This window comes from Paenibacillus sp. FSL H7-0331, from assembly GCF_001956045.1.
On the sequence record NZ_MRTH01000005.1, the window covers coordinates 342,089 to 355,080 of the forward strand.

13 protein-coding genes are annotated in these 12,992 nt (G+C 47.1%); 12 read left to right on the forward strand and 1 reads right to left on the reverse strand.

The genetic code is table 11. From position 1 onward, the window contains the following. The first annotated feature begins 7 nt into the window (after positions 1-7). The 8 genes from BK127_RS10100 to BK127_RS10135 all read left to right on the forward strand — a co-directional run bounded on the left by BK127_RS10100 (position 8) and on the right by BK127_RS10135 (position 7,913). Positions 8-967 carry an aminopeptidase gene (locus BK127_RS10100; protein WP_076229904.1) on the forward strand — a complete coding sequence of 320 codons (960 nt, stop codon included), beginning with the start codon at positions 8-10 and terminating at the stop codon, positions 965-967. 61 nt (positions 968-1,028) lie between these two features. Further along, on the forward strand, positions 1,029-1,922 hold the full coding sequence (locus BK127_RS10105; RefSeq protein WP_076229905.1) for a LysR family transcriptional regulator: 894 nt from the start codon (positions 1,029-1,031) through the stop codon (positions 1,920-1,922). A gap of 110 nt (positions 1,923-2,032) precedes the next feature. Further along, on the forward strand, positions 2,033-3,208 hold the full coding sequence (locus BK127_RS10110) for an aminotransferase-like domain-containing protein (RefSeq protein WP_076229906.1): 1,176 nt from the start codon (positions 2,033-2,035) through the stop codon (positions 3,206-3,208). 15 nt (positions 3,209-3,223) lie between these two features. Beyond that, positions 3,224-3,961, forward strand: coding sequence for a 2OG-Fe dioxygenase family protein (locus tag BK127_RS10115; protein ID WP_076229907.1), 738 nt, complete (start codon positions 3,224-3,226; stop codon positions 3,959-3,961). Between the two features lie 31 nt (positions 3,962-3,992). Further along, positions 3,993-4,403 (forward strand): hypothetical protein, encoded by a 411-nt coding sequence (locus tag BK127_RS10120; RefSeq protein ID WP_076229908.1) that lies wholly within the window; start codon positions 3,993-3,995, stop codon positions 4,401-4,403. A 32-nt stretch (positions 4,404-4,435) separates the two neighbouring features. Next, complete coding sequence (dmpG, locus tag BK127_RS10125) at positions 4,436-5,497, forward strand: 4-hydroxy-2-oxovalerate aldolase (RefSeq protein WP_076229909.1); 1,062 nt, start codon at positions 4,436-4,438, stop codon at positions 5,495-5,497. Positions 5,498-5,684: 187 nt separating this feature from the next. Further along, positions 5,685-7,238: a PucR family transcriptional regulator gene (locus BK127_RS10130; protein ID WP_076229910.1), complete on the forward strand. Its 1,554-nt coding sequence runs from the start codon at positions 5,685-5,687 to the stop codon at positions 7,236-7,238. A gap of 192 nt (positions 7,239-7,430) precedes the next feature. Continuing rightward, positions 7,431-7,913, forward strand: coding sequence for a DUF2798 domain-containing protein (locus tag BK127_RS10135; protein ID WP_076229911.1), 483 nt, complete (start codon positions 7,431-7,433; stop codon positions 7,911-7,913). Between the two features lie 102 nt (positions 7,914-8,015). Here BK127_RS10135 and BK127_RS44725 read toward each other — a convergent pair whose 3' ends face one another. After that, the gene (locus BK127_RS44725; protein ID WP_240415068.1) at positions 8,016-8,135 is read right to left on the reverse strand and encodes a DUF6254 family protein; all 120 of its coding nucleotides are present in this window, start codon (positions 8,133-8,135) and stop codon (positions 8,016-8,018) included. Between the two features lie 450 nt (positions 8,136-8,585). On the opposite strand from BK127_RS44725, the gene gatC reads away from it, so the two are divergent. The 4 genes from gatC to BK127_RS10155 all read left to right on the forward strand — a co-directional run bounded on the left by gatC (position 8,586) and on the right by BK127_RS10155 (position 12,983). Then, positions 8,586-8,873 (forward strand): Asp-tRNA(Asn)/Glu-tRNA(Gln) amidotransferase subunit GatC, encoded by a 288-nt coding sequence (gene gatC / locus BK127_RS10140; RefSeq protein ID WP_076229912.1) that lies wholly within the window; start codon positions 8,586-8,588, stop codon positions 8,871-8,873. Positions 8,874-8,906: 33 nt separating this feature from the next. Continuing rightward, positions 8,907-10,364, forward strand: a complete 1,458-nt coding sequence (gene gatA / locus BK127_RS10145) for an Asp-tRNA(Asn)/Glu-tRNA(Gln) amidotransferase subunit GatA (RefSeq protein ID WP_076229913.1) — start codon at positions 8,907-8,909, stop codon at positions 10,362-10,364. 30 nt (positions 10,365-10,394) lie between these two features. Beyond that, positions 10,395-11,846, forward strand: coding sequence for an Asp-tRNA(Asn)/Glu-tRNA(Gln) amidotransferase subunit GatB (gatB, locus tag BK127_RS10150; RefSeq protein WP_076229914.1), 1,452 nt, complete (start codon positions 10,395-10,397; stop codon positions 11,844-11,846). Between the two features lie 141 nt (positions 11,847-11,987). Next, a complete protein-coding gene (locus BK127_RS10155) occupies positions 11,988-12,983 on the forward strand; it encodes a Gfo/Idh/MocA family protein (RefSeq protein ID WP_076229960.1) in 996 nt (331 codons plus the stop codon). The last annotated feature ends 9 nt before the right edge of the window (positions 12,984-12,992 follow it).

Consider the following 12,992-nt stretch of genomic DNA (forward strand, 5'->3'; position numbering starts at 1 on the left):
ATTCAGCATGGAATCGATAGGCAGCAAGGAACTGACAGATATCAGTATTAACATCTTGACCAACAGCTTGGGCTTAAAGGCAGGAGAAACCTTCCTTGTAGTTGCCGATGAGGCTAAGCAGGAGCTGGGTATGGCGCTTTGGTTAGCAGGAAAGCAGCTGAAGGCCGAGGCCATGCTCCTTATTATGAGGGATAGAGGGAAATCCGGTGAGGAGCCGCCAGCCGCCGTAAGCGAGGCGATGAAAGGCTCCGAGGTAATTGTTTGTGTGACCGAGCATTCGCTGACACATACGAAGGCACGCAAGGAAGCGGTAGCACGTGGAGCGCGGATCGCTACGATGCCGGGAATTACGCCCGACATGTTTCTGGAGGGCGCGATATCGGCAGATTATGCCCAGGTCAAAGAGCTTTCCGTCAAAGCGGCTGAGCTGCTGGAGCACGGTAGCACGGTACGCATCGAGAAGGGAGGCAAGTCATTAACTTTTTCCATAGCTGGTAGAAAGGGCTTTCCGAGTACGGGCGTGTACCTCAATCCGGGAGAGTGGGGAAACCTGCCGTCAGGAGAGGCTTATACAGCACCGGTGGAAGGGACTGCAGAGGGACAGATAGAGGTCGACTGTTCCTTTGCAGGCATCGGCAAGCTGGGGGCTCCGTTGCATCTCACGATCAAGGAGGGACGTCTGGTCGACGTGGAAGGTCCTGCCTCGGATAAGCTGCTGCACATATTGGGTGAACAGGAAGGTCGTATGCTCGCCGAGTTTGGGATCGGAACCAACAACAAAGCGAGGATTACAGGCGTTGTATTGGAGGATGAGAAGGTATATGGAACGATTCATGTCGCCTTCGGCAGCAACCACACGTTTGGCGGTACCATTGTGGCTGGCGTCCATGTGGATGGAGTCGTGAATGAGCCGGATGTTTATATCGACGGACAGCTGATTATACAAGAGGGCAGGCTGCTCGTGTGAAATGGAGGAATCGTATAGGACTTTATCTATACGGTTCTTTTTGTTTAGAGGAGGCGATGTGATGGATATTCGACAGCTGAGCTATTTTGTAGAAGTGGCCCGACTCAAAAGCTTTACAAAAGCATCGCAAACCTTGTTGGTCTCGCAGCCATCGATCAGCAAGACGATCAAAAACCTTGAAGATGAGCTGGGGGTTCTCGTGCTGAACCGGTCGGAGAAGGAGGTTGAACTCACGGATGCCGGCCACCTTGTGTACGAGCAAGCCTTACACATTATGCAGTCGATGAAGGATTTATCGTTGTCCATCCATGAGCTGGTTCAAGTAAAAAGGGGAAAAGTGGTTATGGGCTTAATGCCTACGGTAGGCGCGCTGCTGTTTCCACAAATCATTGTCGGCTTTAAGAGCCAATATCCGGGAATTGATATTCAAATGGTCGAGTACAGTGCCAAGCATCTGGAGGTACAAGTCAATGATGGACATATCGATTTTGGGGTCACTGTGCTGCCGGTAGATACAGGGCTATATGGCACGTTCTCTTTGTTGAAGGAGGATCTGGTTGCCATTGTTGACAGTCAGCACTGGCTGGCATCGAAGGAGTCCGTCGATTTAAAGGAACTTGAGGAGGAACCGTTTATCCTGTTCTCCAAAGAGTTCGTCCTTTACGATGTTGTCATTCAAGCCTGTTGGCAGGCCGGTTTTGAACCGAGGGTTGTCCATATGTCCTCGATGTGGGATCTGGTTTGTGAAATGGTAGCGAATCAGCAGGGAATTTCGTTGATTCCCAGATCAATGGCGAGTCGCTTAAAGCATTTACCCATTCATACAGCTGCGATTACCTCCCCTGCTATGGTCTGGGAGCTGGCTCTCATTTACCGCCGTAATCAATATCTTTCCTATGCTTCACGTGAGTTTATAGCCTATATCCAGACACATCTCCCCAATCAGAGCCTATAGTTTGTTTGCATGCATGGGATGCGATATAGGTATTGTACGGATGGAACTGTGCGCCTTTATGATATACATACGGGGGCACAATCTGACAGTACGGGAGGTATCGCAGTGTGATGTTTGCAGAAAGAACTAGGCATTTGAATGGTTCGGATATTCGGGCGATTCTGAAAATGACGGAACAACCGGGCATGATCTCTTTTGCCGGAGGAATGCCTGCTCCCGAATTGTTTCCAATCGAGGAAATCCAGGAAGTATCCCAGCACGTATTGAAGCACCACGGCAAGCAAGCATTACAATATACGATCACGGAGGGCTTCCTGCCGTTAAGAGAGCAGATTGCACAGCGGATGCAGGCGAAGTTCGATAAAGCCTGCTCTCCACAGCAAATTTTGATCACAAGCGGTTCGCAGCAGGGAATCGAGCTATCGGGCAAGCTGTTTCTCGACGAAGGGGATGTGGTACTGTGCGAAAGTCCCTCTTTTCTCGGTGCCTTTCAAGCTTTTCGCCTCTATAACCCTAGATTTATCGAGGTGCCTACAGATGATCAAGGCATGGTTATGGAGGAATTGACACGTATTCTGGCGACTACAGATCGGGTGAAGCTGCTTTATGTGATCCCGGATTTTCAGAATCCAACGGGTCGGTCGTGGTCACTGGCAAGACGCAAGGAATTGATGGAGATTGTCAGTCATTATGAGATCGTAGTGGTCGAGGATAATCCATATGGCGAATTGATATACGAAGGTGATTCGCTCCCTTCATTAGCTTCGTTGGATCAGAAGGATCAGGTCGTGTTTCTCGGCTCATTTTCCAAAATTCTCTGCCCCGGTTTCAGGGTCGGCTGGGTGTGTGCTTCTCCGCAGTGGCTGGAAAAGTATGTGATGGCCAAACAAGCTGCGGATACGCATACGTCAACTTTTTGCCAGCAGGTGATCCATTCTTATCTGGAACGATACGATTTGGATCAAAACGTCATTAAAATCAAAGATGTGTATCGAAAACGTAGAAATATCATGCTGGATGTTATGGATCGTGAATTTCCGGAAACGGCTTTATTTAGCAAGCCTGGAGGCGGATTATTCATCTGGGTGGAGCTTCCGGCATCCGTCAATACGAGAGAGGTTCTTGCAAAAAGTTTGGAAAAAGGGATCGCTTTTGTGCCTGGAGGTTCCTTTTATCCGAATGGTGGTCATGAGCATGCGATGCGTCTGAATTTTTCCAATATGTCGGAGGACAAAATCATCGAGGGTATTCCCCGTCTGGCAGCCGTTATCCGAACATTCATATAAGGAGCGATATCAACTATGAAATCATCTGTACCAACCTTACAAACAACACTGGATGTTAAGCAGGTCTCAGCTCACGTTGCACAGCAGGGTTATTACCCATTAACGAGTGATTTTTTTACACAGGCTGATTTTTTTCAAAAAGATGACGCTGAGCGATTTATCGACAGCTTCCACAATCTTACAATTGATAAGTATATGAAGGACAATGGAACCTACAGGCTTCGCCGGTTTGCCACTATTGAATACAGTACGAGTGACAGAGCCCTTCATGTTTTCAACGATCGCCCTTATTACCAGCCAACCGAAATCAACAGCTTGAACGGCGGAATCGTAAGACACTTTGATCCTATGGAAGAGAGCATCGTCACGGACAATACATTTTTAAGAGGGCTGCTCCAATGGGCCTTTAACGCAGTGGAGCAATTGGAAGGCCCCAGTGATTGGGAAGTGTCCCTTCATCAAATCCGCATATTAGCCAGAATCGACGAGCAGGGAGAACCGGCTCCAGAGGGTGTTCACCGGGATGGTGTGACGTACATTATGATGATGGTTCTGGCAAGGGAGAACGTCCTTGGTGGGGAAAGCACGATCTACGATAATGACCGTAATCCGCTGATTAGTACGACGCTGCAGCCCTTTGATTTGATATTTGCCGATGATAACCGGGTCATGCATGGAGTTAGCGCTATTCTGCCTGATGCAGTCGATGGTTATCGGGATGTGTTCGTAGCTGCTTTTACGAAAAAAGGATGATTCTGGCTTCCATGAGAAAGGATGAGCCAACATGCCAATGATGCTCCCGGCTGCTCAAGCTGTTGTGCCCTTCATTTCGACGATCTCGAATCATTATCTTATATTGGAATCCGAAGTGATTTGCGATATTCCCGGTAAAGCTGCAGATGCTGAATGGCGAGCCAGCTTGGATGAATTTCTCAGCAGCATAGAGCTTGCGCTCACAGGTGCAGGTGTAGCCATGCAGGCGAAAACGATGGTTTTCCTCAACCCGGAAGAAACAGTCGTGCATCGTTACATCGTGCATCTCCAATTGGATGGAGCCTTCGAGCCTTCCAAGATTGCTGAGCTGCTGTCCAATACGGCTGCCGAGATTTCCTTGCATACACCGGAGCATAGATTGAAATACTCGCCTTGCTTCACGGATCAGGTCGTAACCTTTGTCATTGAGGCTGGAGTCTGAATCAGAGAAAGTCAGGAAGGGGTTAATCCCACATGGGGAGTAAGCGGTTTATACAAATTTTGGATGTGACGCTGAGAGACGGAAGTCATCCGCTTCGGCACCAATACGATGCCGATACGCTTTCACGTATAGCTTCTGACCTGGAGCGGGCGAATGTCCCTTACCTTGAGGTTTGCCATGGGGATGGTCTAGGCGGCTCCAGCTTGCATTTTGGTAAAAGCAGGCTTACCGATGAGGTAGCTATAAACACTGTAAAAGCGGCAGCACAACAGGTGAATATCGCGGCGCTGCTGCTGCCTGGCGTTGGGAGGCTAACGGATCTGGAGCAGGCTGTGCAAATGGGAATAGGAACGATACGAATTGCGACGCTGGCCTCGGAAGCCGATCTGGCGCACCGCTATATCAAAAAAGCAACTGACCTTGGCATTGAAGCGTTTGGCTTTCTGATGCTGAGCTCGACATGCTCGCCAGAACAGCTGTTGGAGCAGGCGCGAAAGCTCGAAGCATTCGGAGCGAATGTAATCTATATCGTCGATTCAGCGGGAGCGATGGCCATGGACGAGGTTCGAACCAAGGTCAGTCTATTACGGCGTTACCTTTCGGTTCGCATCGGATTCCATGGCCACAACAACCTCGGTTTGGCGGTAGGCAATACACTTGCGGCTGTCGAAGAAGGAGCCGATCTGGTGGATGGCTGCCTTGCTGGCTTTGGCGCCGGTGCTGGCAATGCCCCTACGGAAGTGCTTGCTGCCGCGCTGCATAAAATGGGCTATGACACAGGCACGAACGCAGGCATCCTTCTACAGGCTGCTGATGATATGCTGAAGCAGGTGATGCCGGCTCCCCAATTTATTGAGCGGGGTGCACTTGCTCTCGGCACACTTGGCATCCGAGGCAGCTCCTTGTTTACTTCGCTTCCGCTGCTCGGGAAATATGGTATCGATATCAGGGATATCCTTAGCCAGCTGGTCACAGAAGGAAGCGACGCGCGGTCAATAGAAGCCTTGGCTGACATCTACCTAATTAAACAATCGAACGGGGAACCAGGAGTACGTTCCCGAGAAACGAAGGGGAGCGGGCCTCATTTTCATTAATTTGCAGCTTCTGACTGGCAGCACGTTAGTTCAGCTCATATAGACATTCCTCAAGATTGCCAATCATTTAGCCGTAAAGGCTGATAGCGGCAATCTTTTATTTTTTTGCATATATGTCATACTAAATTGGAGTGGAACTGTGATAAGATCGATAAAACCGAGTTCAGAACGTACATGAGGTGAGAGTATGGAGAATGCTCCGTTTACCGTGCAGGATTTGCTGCAAATGCCATTGTTTCAAGGTGCCAAAATCATCTCTGGACATGAAGGCGTAGCCAATGAAATTTATTATATCGATAGTATGGAGACGCCCGATCTGACCGGATGGCTTCGTCCTAATGAACTGATCCTGACGACAGGGTATTCGTTCCGCCATGATCCGAATATGCTTTGCCTTCTACTAGATGAAATGCATAGGGTTGGCGGCTCGGCGGTAGGGATCAAGATGAGACGCTATATACAGGATATACCTCAGGAAGCAATTTACAAAAGCAACATCTATAAAATCCCTTTATTCGATATACCGCTTGAAATCCCTTTTATGGATATGACGCGCTCGATACTGGATCAAATTCTGAAACGCCAAGCCTACATGCTTCGCGAGCTGCAGGAAGTAAATCAGCAGTTTACGAATTTGGTATTAAATCGGCGAACAACGGAGCTCGTTGTCCTGATTGGACAGCTTCTGCATTGTGAAGTGGCTGTATTGAACCAAGAGGAAGAGATTGAAAGCAGTACCGCCAAATTTAAAAAAACGGATATTGCCGAAAAGCATAATATTCGTGTGGGAAGCCGCAATTTTGGATATTTGTCGATCACCCGGAAACTGAGTGAGCAGGATCATTTTGAACAAAGCTGTCTGGATCATGCAGTTACGGTATTGGCGATTGAATTTACTATACGGCAGTCCCAGCAGCTTCAATTGGAACGGGAACAGGAAGTGTTTCTTGTAGAGCTGCTGTCCGGCCTGAACCACGAGGAAGAGCTGCTGCGCTACCGGGCCAAACGTTTGGCTATTCCTCAAGGACCCTACATCTATGTTATCGTCATTAAACCTTTTAGCCGGACGACACTTGATGCGGAACAAATCGGCAGGATCAATAATTGGATGGTACGCGAAATCAACACGCCTCGCAGTATTACACGCAAAGGAGTGGAGGTGAACGGCCGCGTTATGATTCTCTGCAGCTCGGTTCATAAGGATATCGAGAGCCAGCGAAGGGAAACAGAGCAGTATGTGCAGGAGCTTTTGAAAAAAGCCGTCAGGCTTGAGGAAGATATAAGCCTCGTATGTGGTGTAGGAGGCATTGTTGAGCGGCTGGTGAATCTTTCTGACAGCAGTCGGGAGGCTCAGAAGGCTTTGGCTATCGGTGAAGGGTCTTTGCCCCATCAGACCGTTGTTCACATCCATGACGTGCTTATTGAGCAGTTGCTGATGGATTCGGCTGATCACCCCGTACTCGCGGTATTGACGCAAACGTTTATCACTCCCTTGGAGGCTTATGATAAAGAATATGGAACGAATCTGTTAGTCACTCTGGAAGCTTTTCTGAGAGAGCGAAATAACACGAAGCGAGTCGCTGAGGAGCTGTCTATTCATCGCAACTCTGTACTTTATCGACTGGAACGGATTAGTGAGATCCTGAAAATCGATATGAACGATGCAGAAGTGCGTTTGCGGTTAGATTTGGCCATTCGCTTTTGGAAAATGAAAAATGTGAACAGAACGACAATGCTGTGAGACCATTAACAGAATCGCGCTTTTGTTTGAATAAGAACTGCTCATAAAGCCCTCATTCAATATGGATGAGGGTTTGCTTTGGATTCCAATGGGTTGGCCATTATCTAATATACTTTCACGAAATGTTCACTTACGAAAAAAAATTTCAGTAGATATACTAAAACCATCACAAAAATGAAAGGATGTTTCGATTTGCCTCGTAACAAAAAAGAAGAAATAATCTTTGGATTCATGATGGTATTCGGTATGGTAAGTATTATGTTTGCCTATAATATCACTCTTGAGGGTCTATGGAGGGAAATGACATTTCTAAAAGGCTTTACCCTCTATGCCTTAACATTTATTGTCGCATTTATTATTGAAGCATTTGTTGTTGGGACTATTGCTCGAAAAATTGCGTTCAAGCTGCCTTATAATAAATCGAAGAAAATCTATAACATAATTGCCATTTCAACTTGTATGGTAGTCGGTATGGTTTCAGTTATGTCGGTTTATGGATTAATATCAAAAATAGTTACGAGTGGTATTGAAGGCTCACTGCTTAGCAATTATGCTAACCTTTTACTATTGAACTTTGTAGTAGCTTATCCAGCACAATTACTAATTGTAGGTCCAGTGGCACGCTATATTTTAACGAACTTTGTGAAGCCGTCCAAACAAGCCGTTCAATTATGATTAGAACACTTTGGGAATATATTTCTCGAAGTGTTTATAATTTTTGAATATAGGGATAAAGCGACCCCGCATAGCCTTGAAAGATATGTGGGGTCGGCTTTATTATTTTCCCGCATCATATTCGTTGGAGTGTTCCTCCAGCGATTTAATTTTTCCGTGGGGATTTTGTGCTTGCTTACGAATTTTCCATTGATTTTCCTTACGGCTTTTCGATTGGCTCATCGCAATAAACACTCCTTTGGAATGCGGATATGGTGTTGCTCAGTTAACTTGTGATTTTATTAAATATTATATACTCAATATAAGAAGAACGAATAAAAAGGAATCGTTATAGCCATAATACATTCAACGGTGATAAGAGAGGTGTGGTTCCGTTGGGCTATCTAACGAAACATTCCAGGGAAGTTGTAAGAATCTAAAGTGAAGCGAGGGGATGTGCCGCAGAGACGTTATTGTAGTACCCATACTGCATATTGTTGATGTTGGTAAGACCTAAGGTTCAAAAGGGTTCATGGCATTAGTACCAAATCAAATTCACCGTTGAAAAGGACTCCGCGAGGGGTCTTTTTTCTTTTCGTTACTATGTCAAAACAATTGAGTTCAATTTCCATCTAGTCTATAATGATAAAAACGCAATACCCATGTCATCCATAACGAAACGGGGGCCATTCAGTGAGCATTACAATCAAAGATGTTGACCACGTAGCCAAATTGGCCAGACTTGAGCTCAGTGAGCAGGAAAAACAAACGTTCACCGAACAGATGAACGCGATCTTAAAATACGCGGAGCAATTAAATGAACTTAATACCGATAACGTCGAACCAACGAGTCATCCGGTGCCGCTCGTTAATGTGATGCGCGAAGACGTGTCCACACCATCCTTGCCGATAGACAAAGTGCTGTTGAACGCGCCGGATGAAGAAGAAGGTCAAATCAAAGTGCCTGCAGTATTGGAGTAATATTAATAGATTATTGAAAGGGAGGACGCGGTTTTGTCTTTATTCGATCTTAAGTTACAAGAGATACATACCCAATTGAAAGCCAAACAAATCACCGTTTCCGATCTTGTGAACGAATCCTATACAAGGATTGGACAAGTTGACGGTAAAGTAAAAGCTTTTTTGAAGTTGGATGAGGAGAATGCGCGTACGACTGCAGCTACATTGGACGAGCAGCTGGACAAGAGTGAATGTCGAGGGCTGCTGTTCGGCTTGCCGATCGGGATTAAGGATAATATTGTCACAGAAGGCGTTACAACGACTTGTGCGAGCCAGTTTCTGCGTAACTTTAACCCGGTCTACGATGCAACTGTAGTATCGAAGCTGAAGGATGCGCAGGCTGTTTCCATTGGTAAGCTCAATATGGATGAATTTGCGATGGGCGGCTCCAATGAGAATTCGAGCTTCCAGATCACCTACAATCCATGGAATACGGAATATGTGCCAGGTGGTTCAAGCGGCGGTTCGGCTGCGGCTGTGGCTGCAGGAGAGGTTTACTTTTCCTTGGGCTCCGATACGGGAGGATCAATTCGCCAACCGGCTGCTTATTGCGGTATTGTCGGCTTAAAACCGACATATGGCCTCGTGTCCCGCTTCGGTCTGGTAGCCTTTGCTTCATCGTTGGATCAGATCGGTCCCCTGACCAAAAACGTGGAAGACAGTGCCTACTTGCTGCAAACGATCGCGGGTCATGATCCGAAGGATTCGACTTCTGCAAACGTGGATATTCCTGACTATATTAGCGCTCTGAGCGGTGACGTAAAGGGCTTAAGAATCGCGCTTCCGAAGGAATATATGGGTGAAGGTATCGATCCGGCTGTGCGTGAATCCGTGCTGTCCGCGCTTAAAGTGCTGGAGGGACTTGGTGCCGTGGTCGAGGAAGTATCCTTGCCGCATTCTGAATATGCAGTGGCTACCTATTATTTGCTGGCATCCTCCGAGGCATCCTCTAACCTTGCCCGTTTCGACGGTGTTCGTTATGGTGTTCGTGCCGACAATCCGAAAAATTTGCTGGACCTGTATCACAGATCACGGAGCGAAGGTTTTGGACCGGAAGTAAAACGCCGCATTATGCTTGGCACCTATGCACTCAGCTCGGGTTATTATGATGCCTATTATTTGAAGGCTCAAAAGGTACGTACTTTGATCAAGCAGGATTTTGATAACGTGTTTGAGAACTATGATGTCGTAATCGGGCCTACTGCGCCTACTACCGCCTTTAAGGTGGGTTCTCAGGTGAATGATCCGTTAACGATGTACTTAAACGATATTTTAACGATTCCAGTGAATCTTGCTGGTGTTCCGGCTATCAGTGTTCCTTGCGGATTTGCTGACGGCCTGCCTATCGGCTTGCAAATTATTGGTAAAGCATTGAGCGAAGCGACGATTTTACGGGTAGCTTATGCTTTTGAACAACATACAGACTTCCATAAGCAGCGCCCCCAGCTGTAACACCTTAGGATGAAAGGAGAATACACCTGCATGTCAGCAACAGAAACGAAATACGAAACGGTCATTGGGCTGGAAGTTCATGTCGAGCTTCATACGAAGTCCAAAATCTTTTGCGGATGCTCCACCGCCTTTGGAGCACCACCGAACACGCATACTTGTCCCGTTTGTTTGGGCTACCCGGGCGTTTTGCCGGTGCTCAACAAGCAAGCCGTTGAATATGCAATGAAAGCGGCAATGGCGCTCAACTGCGAGATTGCTACAGATAGCAAATTCGACCGTAAAAACTATTTTTACCCGGATTCCCCAAAAGCCTACCAAATTTCCCAATACGATAAACCGATTGGTGAGCACGGTTGGATTGATATTGAAGTCAATGGTCAAACGAAACGGATCGGTGTGACCCGTGTTCATCTTGAAGAAGATGCAGGCAAGCTGACTCACGTAGATGGCGGTTACACGACCCTTGCGGATTTTAATCGTGTAGGTACCCCGTTGATTGAAATCGTATCAGAACCAGATCTGCGTTCACCAGAGGAAGCTCGTGCTTACCTGGAGAAGCTGAAGGCGATTATGCAGTATTGTGACGTGTCCGATGTGAAGATGGAGGAAGGCTCGCTGCGCTGCGATGCCAACGTCAGTATTCGTCCTTACGATCAGGCTGAATTCGGTACTCGTGCTGAGTTGAAGAACATGAACTCGTTCCGTGGGGTGCAGAAGGGCTTGGAGTATGAGGAATGGCGGCAGGCTGAAGTATTGAACAGCGGCGCCAAGGTCATTCAGGAAACACGCCGCTGGGATGACGCCCAAGGCAAGACGATCATGATGCGCAGCAAGGAAGAGGCTCACGACTACCGCTACTTCCCGGACCCAGACCTGGTGCGTTTATATATTGATGATGCCTGGAAGGCTCGAATCCGCACTTCAATTCCGGAACTGCCGGATGCACGGCAAGCCCGTTATGTTAGTGAGTACAGTTTGCCGAGCTACGATGCGCAGGTCATTACCTCCTCGATCAAGCTGGCTGATTTCTTTGAAGAAAGCTTGAAGTACACAAAAGACGCCAAAGCCGTATCGAACTGGATCATGGGTGATCTACTTGGCTATTTGAACGCGAATAACCAAGAGCTTGAGCAGCTTCCGATTACTGGCCAAGGTTTGGGCGAAATGATTTTATTGCTGGAAAAAGGCACGATCAGCAGTAAAATTGCCAAAACCGTCTTCAAGGCGATGCTGGAAACGGGCAAAGCCCCTGCGCAAATCGTTGAAGAGCAGGGCCTCGTGCAAATCAGCGACGAAGGTGCGATTAAAGCGGCAGTCGAGCAGGCTATCGCCAATAATCCACAGTCCGTAGCCGATTTCAAGGCAGGTAAGGATAAAGCTGTAGGCTTCCTCGTCGGACAAGTCATGAAGGAAACGAAGGGTAAAGCCAACCCGGGACTCGTGAACAAGCTGATCGTCGAGTGCCTGCAGGCAGCCGAATAAGACTGCTTTATTAAATACGGAAATGGTTCAAGCCTTGATTTCATTTCATGTTCTGTAAGGACCATAGAAGTCCGGAATATGAGAGGGAGTCAAGGCTTTTTAATATGGACGAGCTTCATCAGGAAAGGATGACGAATGGATATGATACGTTTCGGCATTATTGGAACGAACTTTATTACCGAGAGATTCATCGCTGCGGCACGTGAGTGTGAAGATTTCGCCTTAACCGCTGTATGTTCCCGTACATGGCAGCAGGCACAGGATTTTGCAGCCAAGCATCATATACCTCATCTATTTACCGATTTGGAGAGTATGGCGAATAGTGAGGAGATAGATGCGGTATATATCGCGAGTCCGAATTCATTTCACGCCAGTCAGGCGATTTTTTTGATGGAGCATGGCAAGCACATCTTATGCGAAAAACCGCTTGCTTCCAATGGTAAGGAAGTCAAAGCAATGTTTGAGGCTGCACGTAAACATAATGTTTTGTTAATGGAGGCACTGCTATCTACAATGCTTCCTAATTTTCAGGCGATCCGTGAGCATTTGCCCGAGCTTGGGCAGATTCGTCGTTATACGGCAAGCTATTGCCAATATTCATCACGTTATGATGCCTATAAGCAGGGAACGATTCTGAATGCATTTAATCTAATATTTTCCAATGGTTCATTGATGGACTTGGGTATTTACTGCCTATATCCGATGGTGGTGCTGTTCGGACAACCGCTTAAGGTTCAGGCTAACGGATTGCTGCTCGAATCGGGTGTTGACGGACAAGGCAGTCTTATATTGAAATATCCCGATATGGATGCGGTCATTACCCATTCCAAAATCAGCTCATCCTATGTACCAACTGAAATTCAGGGAGAGAACGGGACGATGGTCATCGATAAAATCAATACACCAGAGAAGATCGAGATTCGATATCGAGATGGTTCGATACATGACGTGTCAAAGCCGCAGTCTCATGCATTCATGTACTATGAGGTTCAGGAATTTATTAATGTGTTAAACCGCGGTGAACGGGAATCAGCTATTAATTCCAATCAACATTCCATTTGGACAATGGATGTTATGGATGAAGCGAGAAGGCAGATAGGACTCGTATTTCCTGCTGACCGTTCGAATGATCTATAGGTGAAAAGA